Here is a 19,463-nt window from a genome sequence, read left to right on the forward strand (position 1 = left end):
TTACTAATTAATATTATACAAAATAGAAAAAATAATGTATAATAAATTTAAGACAAACGTTTTCTGAGTAATATTTATTAAAATAAAATTATTTACTAGGGGGAATTTTATGAAATTAAAAAAGGAATGATAGTTTTGTGTAGTTTAGCAATTTCATTAACAACATTACAGTCTAACTTTATTATAGCCAGTGCAAAAACAAGTAATGAAACAGAAACAGGAATTTTTATAGATAAGGTTGAGGGAGTTACAGAAGATACGATAAAGGGTGTAGACGTGTCTAGTATAATTTCATTAGAAGAAAGTGGAGTTAAGTTTTACGATTTTGAAAATAAAGAACAAGATGCTATAAAAACTTTTGCTGATGCAGGAGCTAACTATGTAAGAATTAGAGTTTGGAATAATCCGTATGACTCAAATGGTAATGGATATGGTGGAGGAAATAATGACCTTGAAAAAGCCATTAAAATAGGAAAAAGAGCAACAGAGAATAATATGAAAGTGTTAATAGATTTTCATTACTCAGATTTCTGGGCAGACCCAGCTAAGCAAAAAGCACCAAAAGCTTGGGAAAGCTTTACATTAGAAGAAAAAGAAGAAGCTGTATATAATTATACAAAAGAAAGCCTTCAAAAACTTAAAAGTGAAGGTGTAGATGTAGGAATGGTTCAAATAGGTAATGAAACAAATAACGGATTTGTAGGGGAAACTAGCTGGACTAATATGTCTAAGTTATTTAATGCAGGAAGTAGAGCTGCTCGTGATTTTGATAGTAATATTTTAGTGGCTCTTCATTTTACTAATCCAGAAAAAAGTGGTAACTATGAAAATATATCTAAGAAGTTATATGATAATAATGTAGATTATGATGTATTTGCAAGTTCTTATTATCCATTTTGGCATGGTACTTTAGATAATTTAACTAATCAATTAAGTAATATAGCAAGCAAGTATAATAAAAAAGTTATGGTAGCTGAAACTTCTTATGTATATACAGAGGAAGATGGGGATGGTCATTATAATACTTCTCCAAAGAGTGATCAAACTTTAGATTATACAATATCTGTACAAGGACAAGCTGATTCAGTGAGAAATGTATTTCAAGCAGTAGCTGATGTAGGTGAATCTGGTCTTGGTGTATTTTACTGGGAACCAGCATGGTTACCAGTTGGAAGTAGCAGTAATTTAGAAAGTAACAAGTTACTATGGGAGAAGTATGGTTCTGGATGGGCATCAAGTTACGCTTCAGAATATGATCCTGATGATGCAGGTAAATGGTATGGTGGTAGTGCAGTAGATAATCAAGGTTTATTTGATTTTAACGGTAAGCCATTAGAGTCTATAAATATATTTAAGTACATAATGACAGGTTCTACAACTACAAAGAGAGTTGAAAGAGTTGAAAGTGTAAGTGTAGAGACATATGATAAGAATGATATAAACTTACCAGATACTTTAACAGTAAAATATAATGATAAGAGTACGACTGAGGTTGATGTTACTTGGAGTAATAGTGATATAAAGAAACTTCAAAAGCACGTTCGTGGTACTTTTGAGGTAAGTGGAAAGTTTAAAACTAAAGACAAAGAACTTAAGAAACTATCTGCTAAAGCTAATGTGACATTATTACTTACAAATCATGTTGTAAATCATTCTTTTGAAGAAGATGATAGTGTTTGGAAAGTAGAGCATTTAAATGATAATAATGGATGTGCAAATATAAAATGGGAAGATCCTAAGAGTGGAGATAGAGCTATGCACTTTTGGTCAAATTCTGATATGGAGTTTGTAGTTTATCAAACTATTTCAGGATTAGAAAATGGAATTTATGAGTTAAAAGGAAATATACAAGGTGGAGATGCAACTAATTCAGAAATGAAGCTATTCTCAAAGACATCTTCAGGGATACAGGAAGAAGGTTTTGAGGTTGATGGATGGAGAAATTGGAAGACTCCTATTATAGAAAATATAACTGTAAATGATGGAGAAATTACTATAGGTGTTAAAATAAAAGCTCAAGCTTATGCATGGGGAACTATGGATGATTTTGAATTAGTTAAAATAAAATAAATATTTACTTATTGACTTTCTAAATATAATATTATAGAATTATTCTCTGTAAAAGAGCTATAATATATGGCGTATTATAATTTTTATAATGTCAGTGTATGTAAAAATCTACTTAATAAGTAGCAAGGTTCTAAAAAATTAAATAAAACAATAACAATCCAAGTGCGTGCACTGTCAGTACGCATTTGGATTTTTTTATTATGCAAAAATTTAAAAAGGAGGAGATATATAATGGAATCATTAGATTTATTAAAAGGAAATGAAAAAAGAGTTTTCTATCATTATTTAATACCATCAATTTGTTCAACTTTAGTAACATCAATTTATATATTAGTTGATACATTAATTATAGGACAAGGTGTTGGTGCAGATGGTATACTAGCTCTTAATATATTTTTACCATTTTATTCTATATATATGGGCATTGGACTATTATTTGGAATAGGCTCTGGTATATTAATGTCTGTGGAAGATGGTATAGGAAATACTGAAAAATCAAATGAGTATTTTATAAATAGTGTTTTATCTGTAGGGCTAGTTGCAATTATACTTACAATATTATCAATTTTAAATTTAAGAGAAATTTCATATTTCTTAGGTGCAAATGAAAGTAGTATTGATTTAGTTATGGAATATGGAAAATATATAGTCTATGCTACACCAATATTTATTTGTACTAATTTCTTAGGACCTATAATTAGAAATAGGAAAGAGCCTAATTTATGTATGATAGGTGTACTAATTGGAGCTGGTCTTAATATAGTTCTTGATTATTTATTTGTTTTTCCAATGCAAATGGGAATGAAAGGTGCTGCTATAGCAACTGTTATTGGAAGTTTAACAACATCTTTAGTACTGTTAACTCATTTTATAAAAAAGAAAAATAGAGTTAAAATATCTATCAAAGTATTATCACTTTCTATGATTAAGAAAATAGTATTATGTGGTGGTTCTAATTTTTTAATGGAAGTAGCTAGTGGGTTTGTGATTTTTATTTTTAATATACAAATATTAAAGTATATTGGAGATAATGGAATTGTTGTTTATGGAATAATTTCAAATTGTGTATTAGTTGGAATAGCTTTATTTAATGGTGTGGCACAAGCAAGTCAACCAGTTATATCAACTAATTATGGTGCTAATGAAAAGAAAAGAGTAGATAATGTTTTAAAATATGCAATGTACACAACTATAGCTATAGGAAGTATTTTATTTTTTATAGTTTTTGTATTTACAAAAGAAGTAATATTAGTTTTTGTAAATGCTAATAGTGATGTTATAAATATTGGTATACCTGCAATTAGAATGTATTTAAGTGCATTTTGTATTATGAATATTAATATTTTAGTATGCAATTATTTACAATCTGTTGGTAGAGAAAAGTTATCTGTTAAGATATCTATAGTAAGAGGATTTTTATTAAATGTAATTCTTATTTTTGTAATGCCTATCTTATTTGGTGGAAGTAGTTTATGGCTTGTTGTTCCTATAACAGAGTTAGTTACTTTTATAGGTATTGGAATTTATTCAAATAAAATTAATTTTCTAAAGGTTACTACTAAATAGACTAGAAAAATTATAGCCTTTATTATATTAAATAGGTTATATTTAAATAAAAGAATAAAAGGGGTAGGGAATATGAAAATAACAAGATTTATACACGATAGTAAGGAGAAATGGGGAGCTTTAAATGAGGACAAAATAAATATAATAAAAGGAAATATATTTGAAGAATATGAAATAACAGAAGAAAAAGTAAGTCTTGATGATGTAAAGCTATTAGCACCATGTAGCCCTACAAAAGGAATATGTGTAGGGCTAAATTATAGAAATCATGCAAAAGAAATGAATGAAGAATTACCAAAAGAACCATTAATATTCATGAAGCCATCATCGTCACTAAACAATCCAAATAGTGGTATAAAATATCCATCAATATCAAAAAATTTACACTACGAAGCAGAATTAGGAATAGTAATAAAGAAAAAAGCTTATAAGGTATCAAAAGATAAAGCTAATGACTATATCTTAGGATATACTTGTGCAAATGATGTAACAGCAAGAGATATACAAAAACAAGATGTACAATGGACTAGAGGAAAATCATTTGATACATTTATGCCAATAGGACCGGTAATAGCAACAAATATAGATCCGCATAACTTAGATATAAAACTATACTTAAATGATGAAATACGTCAATCATCAAATACTAAGGAATTTATATTTAAAATTCCTGAAATAATAGAATTTATAACTCAAGGAATGACACTTTATCCTGGAGATGTAATACTTACAGGAACTCCATCAGGTGTAGGTGAAATGAACATAGATGATGTTGTAACTGTAGAAATTGAAGGTATAGGTAAATTAAAAAATATAGTAATTAAAGATTAATACATAAATAAAAACTATTTTGATGATTTTATTCATTTTAAAGTAGTTTTTTTATTACAAATCAATAATTTTATTGTAATGTGGGTATATAAATAATAATTTAGTATTTATATAAAGCATAAAAGGGAAGGAATAAATTTATGAAAGGAAGCGTTGAAAGAGCTTGTATAGATATATTACTTAAAGTTCCAAAAAATATAAAAACTGTAAAGTATAAAAAAATAGAAAAGGCAAGACTTTTAAGGGAAATTAAAGCCAAGATAAATGAAGGGAAAAGTTATATAGATATAGCAATAGAGTTAGAAATACATACAATAGATGTACTTAATATTTTGCAAGAAGAAATAATATTTGGGACAAATTTAACTAAGGGAATGATAGAACACCTTATATCTAAAGGAATAACAATAAGTGAAATATCTGAATTATATAAGTGTAAAAAAGTAAATATTATATATGCTTTAAATGATATAAATAACAATATTTCAAAAAATAAGGCTATAGAAATAGAAACTGCAATAAAAATAAATGATTTATTAGAAAATAATATAGGATTTGATTTTATATCGAAATCTTTAAAAATAGATGAATACAAAGTTTTTACTATTTATAATAAATACTTTCATAAATACAATAACAATGTTATAAGTTTTAATCAAATAGAAGAATTAATTAAATTAAATCTTTCTGATGTGAATATAGCAAGGTTTTATAGTATAAATGAAGATGATATGAATTTGGTAAAAGAGCAAATTAAATATAATAAACAAATTAGAAAATCAAAAATAGATGATAAAAATAAAGATAATTTAAGTATGATAGAGAAATCATACAAAGAAAGTACAAATATGGACTTTCACTGTATTAGAAGTAAAAATAGAAAGTATAAGTAAAATTATAAGGAGAGGTAACTTATGAGTAATAGTCAAAAAGTATGTGGCTGCTTTAATGTAACAGTTCAAGATTTAATAGATGCAAAGGAAAAAGGATGTAAAAGTGTAAAAGAAATAATGAATGAGACTCACGCTGGAAAAGCTTGTGGAAGATGTAGGCAAAAAGCAGAAATAACTATAATAAAAGTTTTACAAAATAGATTATATATTAAGTAGTTTAAAAGGATGATAGTTTATAAACTATCATCTTTTCTGTTAAATCAAGTATACAATAAAATGTTAAAATATATCTTAAAATAAAATGTAAAAATATGTTATAATTACTAGGTATATGAAAAAATAGAAAATTCGGATTTGAGGGGAGAATATGGGGAATTATATATACCAAAAAATGATACAAGAAAGTCCCATTGCATATATATGTGTAGAATTTATTAGAAATGATAAAAATGAAATTACAGAAGTAGAAGTAGTACGCGTCAATAAGGCATTTGAAGAGCTTTCTAATATGGACAGAGAAGATCTTATTGGAAAAAGGTCTAATGACCTTATTGATAAAGATCAAATTAGTATATGGTACAATGCTATTTTAGAAACTATAAAAAATGAAAAATATGAATTTGAAAAGTATGTAAACGTTATAAATAGGATTTGTAAGATGGAATGTTACAATGAAGATGGAAAATATATACATTTTAGGGTATATAAAATAAGCGAAAGTGCATTTAAATTGCCTATGTCAATTAAAAAAGCACCTTTCCCAGCTTGGATAAAAGATAGAAATGGTAAATACTTAGATGTAAGTGAGAAATATTTAGAAGTAGAAAATCTTAAATATAGTGATATTATAGGTAAAACTGATTATGATTTAGTAGAAAAAGAAAAAGCTAATAAGTATATAGAAGAAGATCAACACGTAATTAAGGAAAATGAAATACATGTATTTAATAATATAGTTCAAAAAAAATCTGAAACCAAGTACTTTGAGATAGCTAAATGGCCTCATATAGATGATGAAACGAATATAGTTATTGGAACTATGGGGGGTTCAATAGAAACAACTAATGAAGTAGAACTTATAAAAGAAGCTAAAGAGAATCAAGAAATATTCTTACAAATAGTTAATAATGTAGAGGATATTATATTTATAAGGGAAGAAGATAAGATCATTTATATAAATAAAGCATTTGAAAAAATACATGGTATAAAAGCAGAAGAATTAAATTTATATGAAGATATAAATGGATGGGTTAATCATTGGGATGAAGTTGAAATTGAAAAAGAGTTTAAACCATATGAATATAATAAAACGGACACAATGTTTTTAAAAGTAACTAAAGATAAAGAAGATAGATGGTTTTATGGTAGGTATTGCCCAATTTTAGATGAAGATGAAAAGGTTTTAAGAAAAGTATGCATAGTATCTGATATAACTAATGCTAAAAAACTTGAATTACAAATGGAAAAGTTAAGAATGGACTTTTTTGCAAACTTATCTCATGAACTTAGAACTCCTTTAAATTTAATACTTAGTTCATATCAAGTTCTTAAATTAAGAATGAATAAGTTAAACTCTGAAGAGTTTGAATATTTTGATAGATATTTAAATATTATTAAGCAAAATAGCTATAGGTTATTAAAATTAATAAACAACTTAATAGATTCAACTAAACTAGATTCAGGTAGCTTTACACACAATCCTAAAAATAGAGATATTGTAAGATGTGTAGAGGATATATGAATGTCTGTTTCTGAATTTATTGAAAGTAATAACTTAAATTTAGTTTTTGATACAAATGTTGAAGAAAAAATAATATCTTTTGACCAAGATAACATAGAAAGAATAATGTTAAACTTGCTTTCAAATGTAATTAAATTTAATAAAGATAATGGGATTATATCTGTTGAAATAAGTTGTGAAGATAATATCAAAATAATGGTTAAAGACAATGGAATAGGAATACCTTGTGATAAATTGGAGGCAGTTTTTGGAAGATTTGAACAAGTAAGAAGTAAGATGAATAATAATAGAGAAGGAAGTGGAATAGGTCTTTCTTTAGTTAAATCCTTAGTTAATATGCACGATGGAGATATATGTGTAAAAAGTAAATTAGGAGAGGGTTCTGAGTTTATAATTACATTGCCAGATGTTTTAATTGAGGGTGAAGAATCTGATGTATCAGAGTTTAATAATAATTTTAAAAATATAACTAAGATGAGCGTAGAGTTTTCAGATATATATTTATAAATAAAAGGATAGATTTTTAAATAATCTATCCTTTTATTTTATTAAATATTTGAAATATAGAATTTTTATTCACAAAATTAATTAAATGAGAATATAATTTATTAAAATAAAGTAAAAAATTTTATATACACTCTTAAAATATAATTAATGAAGTGTAGGCATCTATGAGACCTTATTCTCATGGATGCTTTTTAATATAAAGTAAAATTAGGGGGACTATTTATGAGAAATTCTAATATAAAAAGCGACAAAGATATAGCAATGAGAGTCTCGACTAACAGTATTATATTCAATGCCATCTTATCAGGATTTAAATTATTTGCAGGTATTATATCAAATTCTAGTGCTATGGTATCAGATGCAGTACATTCTGCTTCAGATGTTTTTAGCACAATTATTGTTATGATTGGAGTTAATATTTCTAGTAAGGAAGCTGATGAAGAACATCAATATGGTCATGATAGGTTTGAATGTGTAGCAGGTATGATACTTGCTTGCATACTTTTTGCTACAGGGATAGGTATAGGTATAGTTGGTATAAAAAAAATATTTGGACCTACCAGTGAAAATTTACAAATACCAGGATTTTTGGCATTACTAGCAGCTATAATATCAATTATTGTAAAGGAAGGAATGTATTGGTATACACGCTTTTATGCAAAGAAGATAAATTCTAGTGCTCTTATGGCAGATGCATGGCATCATAGGTCAGATGCAATGTCTTCCGTAGGTAGCTTTATTGGTATATTTGGAGCGAGAATTGGATTTCCTATGCTTGATCCTATTGCAAGTTTAGTTATATGTTTATTTATAATAAAAGCATCTTATGATATTTTTAAAGATAGTATGGATAAGATGATAGATAAATCATGTGATACTGATATTATAAATAAAATGAAAGATGTAGTTAAAAGTCAAGATGGGGTTTGTGATATAGATGATATGAAAACTAGAATGTTTGGTTCTAAGATTTATTTAGATGTAGAGATTTCTGTTAATGGAAGTATATCCTTAGAAGAGGCTCATAAAATAGCACAAGCTGTTCATGATAAGATTGAAGGAGAATTTCCTCTAGTAAAACATTGTATGGTGCATGTAAATCCAGCTGGATTTAAAAATATGGATTAATAATGAAGGGCTATCTTATTTAAGGTAGTCCTTCATTTAGCTATTATAACCTTAACTTCAGAGTTACGATATTTTTCAATTATAGAAATATCAGTATTGCTATCAGTAATTATTAGGTCTATATCACAAGAATTGCCAAAAGATGCAGTAGATATATTTTCAAATTTAGTATAGTCTAATAGAGCAATACACTTTTTAGAACGTTTTAACATTTGTTTTTTTAATTCAACTTCATAAAGATTAAAATCAGTTAACCCCTCATCTAAAGTAAAACCATGAGATGATACAAAAGATATATCAGCATTTATTTTATCTAATAAATCACATCCAAGTAAACCTTCAGTACAAGCTGAATTTTTTGTAACAATTCCACCTATAAAAATAACTGTAATATTGGGTAAATCTTTTAAAGCCATCATTGTATAAATTCCATTTGTAATTACCGTTAATCTTTTAAATTTTACTAACTTTTTAGCTAAAGCTAATGCAGTTGAGCTTGCATCAAGAATAATACATTGGTCATCTTGTATTAATTTTAAAGCTTCATTAGCAATAATTTCTTTTTCGAAATTATTTTGTTTATTTCTTTTATCAATATCTATTGTATAGTGTTTTTCTAATATTGCAGCTCCACCATGGAATTTTTTTAATAATTTTTCTTTTTCTAAAAAATTCAAATCATTTCTTATAGTACCTGCAGATACATTTAATTCTTTACAAAAGTCATTAGTAGTCATTCTAATATTTTTATTCAATAAGTTAATTATTTGAATATGACGTTGTAGCATTAGCATAATTTCACTCCTTATAGTTATTTATATATGATAAATATGGTTATTTTTATATCAATTATTAATTAAAATGTATCACATAAAAGGTTGAAAAACAATCAAATAACAAAAAATAAAAAATAAATAACAATGAAATAAAAATAAAACGAAAATAAAAAATAAAAAACGCAAGAAAACACTTGCTAATTTATAATAAAGATATTAGTATATAAATATAAAAACAAGTAAATGAAAATAACATTGCAGGGGGAGTATAGAATAATGGAATTAAATAATCAATTTAGACCAATAACAGCTATAACAATGGGAGATCCAGCAGGTATTGGACCAGAGATAGTTGTTAAAACTATGCTAGACAAGGATTTATATAATGAATGTAAACCTTTTATTATAGGGAGTATTAAAATTTTAGAAAGAGCAATGAAAGTATTAGGTGTTACTTTAAATATTAATAAAATAACGTCTCCATCAGAAGCAAAATATGAATACGGAACAATGGATGTATTAGAAACAGGAGATTATGATTGTGACTCAATTGAATATGGGAAAATACAAAAACTAGCAGGTCAAATGAGTATTGATTACATAATGAAGTCTATAGAATTAGGAAAAAAAGGAGAAGTTCATGCAGTATCAACTGCTCCAATACACAAATCAGCAATAAAATTAGTAGGAGTAAAGCAAGCAGGTCATACAGAGATATATCAAGATGAAACAAATTCTCCATACGCTCTTACAATGTTTTCAGTTCATAAATTAAGAGTATTCTTTGTTAGCCGTCATATGTCATTAAAAGATGCATGTGATTTTGCTTCAAAAGAAGAAGTTCTAAATAATATCAAAAATATATATAAAGAATTAAAAAAATTAAATATGAAAAATCCGTTAATAGCAGTTGCAGCATTAAATCCACATGGTGGAGACAATGGACTATTTGGTAGAGAAGAAATAGAACAGTTAATACCAGCTTGTGAAGCTGCTAAGGAATTAGGTATAAATGTTACAGGGCCAGTTCCAGCAGACTCGGTATTCAACTTAGGTAAACAAGGAAGATATGATGCAATCCTTTCTTTATATCACGACCAAGGACATATTGCTTGTAAAATTTTAGATTTTGAAAAATCTATAACATTAACATTTGGATTACCATTTATAAGAAGTTCAGTAGACCATGGAACTGCATTTGATATAGCAGGAAAAGGTATTGCTGGTGCTGTTAGTATGATTGAATCAACTAAAGTGGTTTCTCAATATGCAAAGATGATGTATGGAAATAGTGAAAAGAAGGGAGAGGAAGTAACTTGCCAATTATAGGGGCTGTAGCAGACGATTTAACTGGAGCTACTACAGTAGGTGTATTACTTTCCAAGTCAGGAGCAAAAACAGCAGCATTTTTTAATGAAGTTGCTGCACAGGAATGTGAGAATGTGAATGAATACACAGGGATAATTGTAAGTAGTAACAGTAGACCATTACCATCAGATGAAGCTTATGAAAAAGTTACTAAGGCAACAAAAGCTTTAAAGAAAATGGGAATAAAGCAATTTTCAAAAAGAATAGATACAACTCTTCGTGGAGGAATAGGTGTAGAAATAGATGCAATGTTAGATGAAATAGGAGATGACTATGTAGCAATAGTAGTACCTTCTATGCCAAAATCTAATAGGGTATTAGTAGGTGGATTTTCTGTTATAAATGGAGTTGCTTTAACAAAGACTCCAGCAGCAAATGATGTTAGAACTCCTGTAAAGGAAAATTATATACCAAGACTTTTACAAGATCAAAGTAAGAGAAAAGTTGGATTTGTTGGATTAGATTATGTTTTAGGTGGAAAAGAAAGTGTAAAATTATCACTTATATACTCAAAGGATGAGGGCAATAGAATAATAGTTGTAGATGCTATAGATGATGAAGATGTAGATACAATAGCAAGTGCAGTAGTTGAATTGGGGTGGAATGTACTTGCAGTTGACCCTGGACCATTTACAGAAAGATTAGCTTATCATAATGGATATATGTCAAATAAAGTTTGGGAAAACGTTAATATAAAAGAGGATTACACAGAAGAAAAAACTGTATTAATAGCAGCTGGTAGTGCTACTCCAGTAACTAAAAAACAAATGGAAGTTTTATGTAGTGATGAAAGGAATGTAAGAATACATGTTAATCCAAGAGCCTTAATAAATGGAGGAGTAGAAGCTGAGTTAGAAGTTAAAAAGGCTATTGATAAAGTTGTAGAACTTGTAAGTAAAAAAAATCAACCAAGGTCAATATTATTAGAGACAGCTCTTAGTGGAAAATTACTAAATCTGGATAAAGAAGATGAGAAACATGGATATGAGTATGGTTCTTGTGCAGAAAGAATAAACTCTTCATTAGGATATATAATATGGTCATCTTTAGATAAATTAGGAAGAGATAAGTTTGCAGGATTATATATGACTGGCGGGGATACAATGGTAAGTGTATGTCGTCAATTAGGTGTTGAATGTATAGAGCTTATAGACTATGTAATACCACAAGCTGATGTTGGAAAGTTAGTAGGGTCAAAATATAATAAAATGCCTGTTATAGGTAAAGGTGGATTAACAGGAAGTGAAAATACTGCGGTTGATATAGTCAATCGATTATTCAAAGAATCTAAAAAAGAAAGTAAGGTGTATAAAGATGAGAAGGAAGATAGTTGCTTCAAGTTGGAAAATGCACATTAATTCTATAGTTGATGGAAAAAACTTAGCTAAAGATATATGTGATAAAGTAGGAAAAGTTGAAGATGTAGATATATTTATATTACCGACATTTCCTATGATACATACAGTAAGCGAAGAATTTAAAGGAAGTAATATAAAATATGGAGCTCAAAATGTTTGTTTTGCAGAAAAAGGTGCATATACAGGAGAAGTCCCAGCGAATGTATTAAAAGAAATTGGCTGTACTTATGTTGAATTAGGTCATGCAGAACGTAAAGCTATGTTTTCTGAAAGCGATATCTTAGTAAATAGAAAAGTTAAGATTTGTGAAAAGTATGATTTAATACCTGTAGTTTGTATAGGAGAAACTAAAGAAGATTTAGATAACAATATTGGAAAACAAACTTTAAAAACACAAGTTGAATGGGCTTTAGAAGGTTTAAGTGATGATTTTAGAAAAAAGGTAATCCTAGCTTATGAGCCAGTTTGGGCTATAGGTCAGCCTAAGGCTGCACGTCCTGAATATGTAAATGAAACTCACAAATATATTCGTAAAATTATTGAACAAGAGTATGGAAAAGAAGTAGCAAATTCAATAAGAGTTATATATGGAGGTTCTGTAAGTCCAGAAACTGCACCAGATTTAGTAAAATATGAAGATATTGATGGATTATTTATAGGTAGATTTGGGTTAAAGGGAGAGAACTTTAAAGCTATGGTAGATAGTGCTTTAAATGTAGTTAAAAAAGCTTTATAAAGTTTAAATTAAAAGGGGGAAATAAAGATGAAATTAGCTATAGGATGCGATGAAGCAGCATTTGATTTAAAAGAAAGTGTAAAAGAATTATTAATAGGAAAAGGGATTGAAGTTGAAGATTTTGGAACATATACATCTGATGAAAAAGTATTATATCCAGATGTAGCTATAAAGGTTGCAGAATCTATACAAAAAGGAAATAACGAAAGAGGTATACTTGTTTGTGGAACGGGAATAGGTATGGCAATAACTGCAAATAAAGTACAAGGGATAAGAGCTGCAGTATGTCACGATCCATATTCAACAGAACGTGCTAGAAAAAGTAATAATGCACAAATAATGTGTATGGGAGCTAGAGTTGTAGCTCCAGAGCTTGCAAAATACCTAGTTGAAATATGGTTAACTTGTGAATTTGCAGGTGGAGGTTCTCAAGATAAAGTAGATAGAATTTGTGAATATGAAAAGAATACAAAAACTGCAATGAATATATAAATAAAGTCATATATAGGTCAATGTAAAACATTGACCTATATAATAAGTTAACTTAAAAAATGTATATGAAATAATAGTTATATAATAAATAAAAATAAGGAGATTGATTATACATGAAAATTATATCGAAGATGCAAAAGATTCCTGGTGGGCTTGTAATTATTCCTTTATTAATCGCAGTTTTTATAAATACTGTATTTCCTCAGTTTTTTGAAATAGGTGGATTTACAACTGGTTTATTTAAAAATGGCCAACCAGCAATGATGGGATTATTCTTAATTATATGTGGTTCTGCTATAAACATAAAGCAAGTTGGATTACCTCTTTATAAAGGGACAGTATTAACAGGAATGAAGTTTATAGTAGGTGTTTTAATGGGATTAACAGTAGCTAAAATATGCGGTGACAATGGAATACTAGGAATTACTCCTATGGTTATGATAGCTGCAATAACTAATTCAAATAGTTCTTTATATATTTCTTTATCATCTCAGTTTGGAAATGCCACAGATACAGGAGCAGTATCAGTACTTTCATTAAATGATGGTCCATTCTTTACATTAGTTGCATTAGGAGCAACAGGTCTTGCAACTATTCCAATAAATTCATTAATAGCAACAATAATACCTATATTAATAGGTTTTATATGGGGAAATTTAGATAGTGATTTTAAAGATATGTGTAAAAAAGCTCAACCTATAGTTACTTTTTTTATGACTATAGCAATAGGTTCTAATACCAATCTTGCAACAATAGCAACAGCAGGAGCATCTGGAATACTACTTGGATTAATATCAACTGTAACAGGATTTTTATTTTATTTCTTATATAACTTATGTCTTAAAAAAGAAGAAAGAAGTGCAATGGGTGCAGTAATTGGTACAACTGCTCTAAATTCATCAATGACGCCAGCAGCAGTAGCAGAGGCAGATCCATCAATGGCACCATATACAGAAATGGCAACTGCTCAATGTGCAACTGCATCAATAGTTACATTATTCTTATGCCCATTCATAGTTGCGTTTTTAGATAAAAGATTAAAGAAGAAAATGGCTAAAGAAGGCATAATATCAGACACTGAGTTGGAAGGAGTATAAGATATGAAAAATATTTTAGTTGCTCAATCAGGAGGCCCTACATCTGCAATAAATGCTACAGTAGCTGGAATAGTTGAGATGGCTAAGATTTCTGGAAATATAAATAAAATATATGGAGCCAAGAATGGTATTCAAGGAGTTATAGAAGAAAGTTTTATAGAACTAAATGAAATATTAAAAGATACTAGTGATGTGGATTTACTTTATAAAACTCCAGCAGCAGCTCTTGGATCTTGTAGATTAAAACTTAATGATATAGATAAATGTGAAAATCAATACGAACAAATAATAAAAGTGTTAAGAAAATACTCTATAGCCTACTTTATATACATAGGTGGGAATGACTCAATGGATACAGTAGAAAAATTAAGTAGATACTGTAGAGTAAAAAATATAGATGATATAAATATAATTGGGGCACCAAAAACGATAGATAATGACCTAGTTGAAACTGATCATTGTCCAGGATTTGGATCAGCAGCTAAGTATATAGCAACAACTTTTTCTGAATTAGAAAGAGATTGTTCTGTTTATAATACACAATCAGTTACTATAGTAGAGGTAATGGGAAGAAATGCAGGATGGCTAACTGCTTCATCTGCATTATCAAGATTAAATGGCGGAATTGGACCAAATCTTATATATTTATGTGAAAATGATTTTGATATAAATAAGTTTACTAATGATGTAAAGGAAAAGTTAAAAGATAATAACTCAGTTATAGTAGCAATAAGTGAAGGTATAAAAAATTCAAATGGTCAATATATATCTGATGAAGTACAATCTGGTGTTAAAGATGTATTTGGTCATAATTATATAGCTGGTGCAGGAAGAGTTCTTGAGGAAATAGTAAGAAATGAAATAGGCTGCAAAGTAAGGTCTATAGAATTAAATTTAATGCAAAGATGTGCAGGACATATAGGAAGTAAAACTGATTTAGATGAGTCTAAAGCTCTAGGCATGAAGGAATTTCAATGTGCTAATGAAGGAAATTCAGGAGTAATGGTAGGCATTAAAAGGATAAGTTCTAATCCATATAAAATCGAATTTGTTACTACTGATATTAAGAATGTTGCAAATCTAGAAAAGAAAGTTCCCTTAAGCTGGATAAATTCAAATGGAAATGATGTTAAAAAAGAAATGATAGATTATTTAAAACCTTTAATACAAGGTGAAGTAAGTATAAATTATAAAAATGGTATACCTGAATATATGAACTTATACTAAGGTGTAAAAGGAGGAGATTAATATGAAGTTTTTCTTAGATACAGCTAATGTTGATGATATAAAAAAGGTAAATGATATGGGAGTAATTTGTGGAGTTACTACAAATCCATCTCTTGTGGCTAAAGAAGGAAGAGATTTTAATGAAGTTATAAAAGAAATAACTGAAATAGTTGATGGAGCTATAAGTGGAGAAGTTATAAGTGAAGATGTTGAAAATATGATAAAAGAAGGACGAGAAATAGCTAAAATACATCCTAATATGGTTGTAAAAATACCTATGACAGAAGAAGGTCTTAAAGCAACTAATATTCTTTCTAAAGAAGGTATAAAAACAAATGTAACATTAATATTCTCAGCACCACAAGCCTTGCTTGCTGCAAGAGCTGGTGCAACGTATGTAAGTCCTTTCTTAGGAAGAATCGATGATATATCAATGAATGGTATGGATTTAATAAAAAGTATATCTAAAATATTTAAAGTGCATGATATACAAACAGAAATTATAGCAGCAAGTGTAAGAACTCCTATACACGTTATAGAAGCAGCACAAGCAGGAGCTGACATAGCAACAGTTCCAGCTAAATTAATGTATCAAATGTTAAAACATCCTTTAACAGATCAAGGTTTAGAAAAGTTTAAAAAAGATTGGGAAGATGCTTTTAATAAATAAAGTATTAACTATTAGGGGGAATAAAGATGAATTCTAATTTAAATGAAAAGTGTATAAATGCAATAAGAATACTCTCTGCAGATGCTATACAAAAAGCAAACTCAGGTCATCCAGGATTACCTTTAGGTTCAGCTGCAATGGCATTTACATTATGGTCAAAAATGAATCATAATGGAAAAAATCCAAAATGGCAAAATAGAGATAGATTTATTTTATCAGCAGGGCATGGTTCTATGTTAGAATACTCATTATTACATTTATTCGGATATAAAGTAAGTATAGATGATATAAAAAACTTTAGACAAACAGGAAGTATAACAGCAGGTCATCCTGAATATAATCATACTCCAGGTGTTGAGATAACTACAGGACCTTTAGGACAAGGTATATGTAATGCTGTAGGTATGGCTATTGCAGAAGAATATTTAGCTAATAAATTTAATAAAGAAAAGTATAATATAGTTGATCATTATACTTACTCAATAGTAGGTGATGGTTGTTTAATGGAAGGTATATCAGGAGAGGCAAGTTCATTAGCAGGAACATTAGGGCTTTGAAAACTTATAGTTTTATATGATTCTAATAAAATCTCTATAGAAGGAAGTACTGATATAGCATTTACAGAAGATGTTGCTAAGAGATACGAAAGTTATAACTGGCAAGTTATTAAAGTTTCTGATGGTAATGATATAGAAGCTATAAACAATGCTATAGATGAAGCTAAAGCAGAAACTTCAAAACCTTCTATGATAATAGTAAGTACTAAGATAGGATATGGTTGTCCTGCAAAAGAAGGAAAAGCATCTGCTCATGGAGAGCCACTAGGAATAGATAATATAAAAGCTTTTAGAGAAAATCTTAATTGGCCAAGTGAAGTTCCTTTTGAAGTTCCAAGCGAAGTATATGAAAATATGGATAAATACATAAAATCTGGAGAAGAAAAAGAAGCTAATTGGAATTCATTATTACAATCTTATAAAAATGAATATCCAGAATTAGCTAAAGAATATGATTTATGGTTTAATAAAGATATAAATGAAAAAGCTTTATTAGAAAATGAAGAATTCTGGAGTTTTGATAAAGAAATGGCAACTAGAGAATCTTCGGGAATATTAATAAATAGATTAAAAGATTTAGTACCAAATCTTATAGGTGGTTCAGCTGATTTAGCTCCATCTAATAAAACTTATATGAAGGATAAAGGTGATTTTTCAAAAGAATATAAAAGTGGATCAAACCTTCATTTTGGAGTTAGAGAACATGCAATGGCAGCTATTTGTAATGGAATGTATGCTCATGGCGGATTAAGAGTATTTTGTGCTACATTCTTTGTATTTAGTGATTATATGAAAGCTTCAATGAGACTTTCTTCACTAATGAATTTACCTATATCATATGTATTAACTCATGATAGTATAGGTGTTGGAGAAGATGGACCAACTCACCAACCAATAGAACAATTAGCAGCTCTTAGAAGTATGCCTAATATGACTGTATTTAGACCGGCAGATTCAAAAGAAACTGCAGCAGGATGGTATTATTCTATTTCTAATAAAACTACACCAACTTCACTAGTATTAACTAGACAAAAATTACCTTTATACGAAGGTGATGGAAAAAGAGCATTAAAAGGTGGATATATACTAAGGGATTCTAAAAAAGACAACCCAGATATAATACTTATAGCTTCTGGTTCTGAAGTAGAACTTATATATAGAGCATATGATAAACTTAAAGAACAAGGTATAGATTCAAGAGTTGTAAGTATGCCATCATTTGAGTTATTTGATGCTCAAAGTAAAGAATATAAAGAAAGTGTACTTCCAAATAAAGTAAGATCAAGATTAGGAGTAGAAGCGTTATCTTCATTTGGATGGCATAAATATATAGGACTTGATGGAGATATATTATCACTAGATCATTTTGGAGAATCAGGAAATGCAAATGATTTATTTGAAAAATTTGGATTCACTGTAGATAATGTAGTAGAAAAAGCAATTAAAGTAGTAGAAAATAATAAAGAATTAGTTTTTTAAATAAAATATAAAAAAGGGTTACCTTAAAAATTAGGTAGCCCTTTTTATTATTCACAAACTGTAATATTTATACCAGAATTACGGTATTTTTCTAAAGCTTTATTATCAGCTTTATTATCAGTTATTATTAAGTCTAATTCATTAGATTTACAAAAAGATGCTGTTGAAACATTTTCAAACTTAGAAAAATCTAATAAAGCAATTGATTTTTTAGATCTTTTTAACATTTGTTTTTTTAACTCAACTTCATAAATATTAAAGTCAGTTAATCCTTCATTTAAGGTAAATCCATGAGCAGATACAAAAGATATATCAGCATTTATCTTACTTAATAAATCAACTCCTAGTAGACCTTCAGTACATCCAGAGTTTTTAGTAACTATACCACCTATAAATATAACTGTAATATTAGGTACATCCTTTAAAGCTAACATAGCGTAAATTCCGTTTGTAACTACAGTTAGTCTGTCAAATATATGTAATTTTTTAGCAAGTGCTAATGATGTAGAACTTGCATCTAATAAAATGCATTGATCGTTTTTTATTAAATTTAGAGCTTCATTAGCTATATTCTCTTTTTCTATATTGTTTATTTTATCTCTTTTATGAAATTCAAGATTATTTGATTGATCTGGTAAAGTAGCACCACCATGAAATTTCTTTATTAGCTGTTCTTTTTCTAAAAAGTTAAGGTCATTTCTAATAGTAGCTGCAGAAACATTTAATTGTTCACAAAGCTCATTAGTAGTCATTCTAGTATTCTTATATAGTAATTCCATTATTTGATTATGTCGTTCTAGAGTTAGCATAAGGTATCACCTCCATATTTTATATAAATTATCATTTTTCACTATTATAATTTACTAAAAATATATCATATAAAAAATAAAAAAACAATTTAAAAATAAAAATAAAATGAAAAGAAAGATAAATAACAAAAAAAGAAAAGAAAAGATAATAAATATTA

General features: G+C 28.2%; 18 protein-coding genes and 1 pseudogene. 17 read left to right on the forward strand and 2 right to left on the reverse strand.

From position 1 onward, the window contains the following. Window positions 1-135: 135 nt before the first annotated feature. From EIH23_RS16695 to EIH23_RS03240, 8 genes are all read left to right on the forward strand, one after another. Window positions 136-2,070, forward strand: coding sequence for a glycosyl hydrolase 53 family protein (locus EIH23_RS16695; RefSeq protein ID WP_279265745.1), 1,935 nt, complete (start codon window positions 136-138; stop codon window positions 2,068-2,070). A 231-nt stretch (window positions 2,071-2,301) separates the two neighbouring features. Next, window positions 2,302-3,636: an MATE family efflux transporter gene (locus EIH23_RS03210; RefSeq protein ID WP_122638774.1), complete on the forward strand. Its 1,335-nt coding sequence runs from the start codon at window positions 2,302-2,304 to the stop codon at window positions 3,634-3,636. 72 nt (window positions 3,637-3,708) lie between these two features. Next, window positions 3,709-4,467, forward strand: a complete 759-nt coding sequence (locus tag EIH23_RS03215; RefSeq protein WP_122638775.1) for a fumarylacetoacetate hydrolase family protein — start codon at window positions 3,709-3,711, stop codon at window positions 4,465-4,467. A 140-nt stretch (window positions 4,468-4,607) separates the two neighbouring features. Next, on the forward strand, window positions 4,608-5,360 hold the full coding sequence (locus tag EIH23_RS03220; protein ID WP_122638776.1) for a hypothetical protein: 753 nt from the start codon (window positions 4,608-4,610) through the stop codon (window positions 5,358-5,360). A gap of 21 nt (window positions 5,361-5,381) precedes the next feature. Next, on the forward strand, window positions 5,382-5,576 hold the full coding sequence (locus tag EIH23_RS03225; RefSeq protein ID WP_122638777.1) for a (2Fe-2S)-binding protein: 195 nt from the start codon (window positions 5,382-5,384) through the stop codon (window positions 5,574-5,576). Window positions 5,577-5,727: 151 nt separating this feature from the next. Continuing rightward, entirely contained in the window at window positions 5,728-7,101 is a 1,374-nt protein-coding gene (locus tag EIH23_RS03230; protein WP_122638778.1) for a PAS domain S-box protein, read from the forward strand. Beyond that, window positions 7,102-7,608, forward strand: coding sequence for a sensor histidine kinase (locus EIH23_RS03235; protein ID WP_122638779.1), 507 nt, complete (start codon window positions 7,102-7,104; stop codon window positions 7,606-7,608). 222 nt (window positions 7,609-7,830) lie between these two features. Then, window positions 7,831-8,736: a cation diffusion facilitator family transporter gene (locus EIH23_RS03240; protein WP_122638780.1), complete on the forward strand. Its 906-nt coding sequence runs from the start codon at window positions 7,831-7,833 to the stop codon at window positions 8,734-8,736. Between the two features lie 32 nt (window positions 8,737-8,768). Here the strand turns inward: EIH23_RS03240 and EIH23_RS03245 are convergent, their stop codons facing one another. Then, window positions 8,769-9,530 (reverse strand): DeoR/GlpR family DNA-binding transcription regulator, encoded by a 762-nt coding sequence (locus EIH23_RS03245; protein ID WP_122638781.1) that lies wholly within the window; start codon window positions 9,528-9,530, stop codon window positions 8,769-8,771. 258 nt (window positions 9,531-9,788) lie between these two features. On the opposite strand from EIH23_RS03245, the gene pdxA reads away from it, so the two are divergent. The 9 genes and pseudogenes from pdxA (at window position 9,789) to EIH23_RS16835 (ending at window position 18,496) form a co-directional block, all read left to right on the forward strand. Beyond that, on the forward strand, window positions 9,789-10,841 hold the full coding sequence (pdxA, locus tag EIH23_RS03250; RefSeq protein ID WP_122638782.1) for a 4-hydroxythreonine-4-phosphate dehydrogenase PdxA: 1,053 nt from the start codon (window positions 9,789-9,791) through the stop codon (window positions 10,839-10,841). Continuing rightward, entirely contained in the window at window positions 10,829-12,238 is a 1,410-nt protein-coding gene (locus EIH23_RS03255; RefSeq protein WP_122638783.1) for a four-carbon acid sugar kinase family protein, read from the forward strand. Before pdxA ends, EIH23_RS03255 begins: the two co-directional genes overlap by 13 nt. Further along, window positions 12,195-12,974 (forward strand): triose-phosphate isomerase, encoded by a 780-nt coding sequence (gene tpiA, locus EIH23_RS03260; protein ID WP_122638784.1) that lies wholly within the window; start codon window positions 12,195-12,197, stop codon window positions 12,972-12,974. Before EIH23_RS03255 ends, tpiA begins: the two co-directional genes overlap by 44 nt. 27 nt (window positions 12,975-13,001) lie before the next feature. Further along, on the forward strand, window positions 13,002-13,466 hold the full coding sequence (gene rpiB / locus EIH23_RS03265; RefSeq protein WP_122638785.1) for a ribose 5-phosphate isomerase B: 465 nt from the start codon (window positions 13,002-13,004) through the stop codon (window positions 13,464-13,466). 113 nt (window positions 13,467-13,579) lie between these two features. After that, window positions 13,580-14,563: a 2-keto-3-deoxygluconate permease gene (locus EIH23_RS03270; RefSeq protein ID WP_122638786.1), complete on the forward strand. Its 984-nt coding sequence runs from the start codon at window positions 13,580-13,582 to the stop codon at window positions 14,561-14,563. A 3-nt stretch (window positions 14,564-14,566) separates the two neighbouring features. Then, window positions 14,567-15,790, forward strand: coding sequence for a 6-phosphofructokinase (locus tag EIH23_RS03275; protein WP_122638787.1), 1,224 nt, complete (start codon window positions 14,567-14,569; stop codon window positions 15,788-15,790). A 22-nt stretch (window positions 15,791-15,812) separates the two neighbouring features. Next, complete coding sequence (gene fsa / locus EIH23_RS03280; RefSeq protein ID WP_122638788.1) at window positions 15,813-16,460, forward strand: fructose-6-phosphate aldolase; 648 nt, start codon at window positions 15,813-15,815, stop codon at window positions 16,458-16,460. A gap of 26 nt (window positions 16,461-16,486) precedes the next feature. Then, window positions 16,487-17,461 (forward strand): annotated as a pseudogene (locus tag EIH23_RS16830) (1-deoxy-D-xylulose-5-phosphate synthase N-terminal domain-containing protein); the annotation flags it as partial. 84 nt (window positions 17,462-17,545) lie between these two features. Next, window positions 17,546-18,496, forward strand: coding sequence for a transketolase-like TK C-terminal-containing protein (locus tag EIH23_RS16835; protein ID WP_330566173.1), 951 nt, complete (start codon window positions 17,546-17,548; stop codon window positions 18,494-18,496). 47 nt (window positions 18,497-18,543) lie between these two features. Here EIH23_RS16835 and EIH23_RS03290 read toward each other — a convergent pair whose 3' ends face one another. Further along, window positions 18,544-19,305 (reverse strand): DeoR/GlpR family DNA-binding transcription regulator, encoded by a 762-nt coding sequence (locus EIH23_RS03290; RefSeq protein ID WP_122638789.1) that lies wholly within the window; start codon window positions 19,303-19,305, stop codon window positions 18,544-18,546. Window positions 19,306-19,463 lie beyond the last annotated feature (158 nt).

The organism is Romboutsia sp. Marseille-P6047, assembly GCF_900604535.1.
Classification (GTDB): Bacteria; Bacillota; Clostridia; order Peptostreptococcales; family Peptostreptococcaceae; genus Romboutsia_E.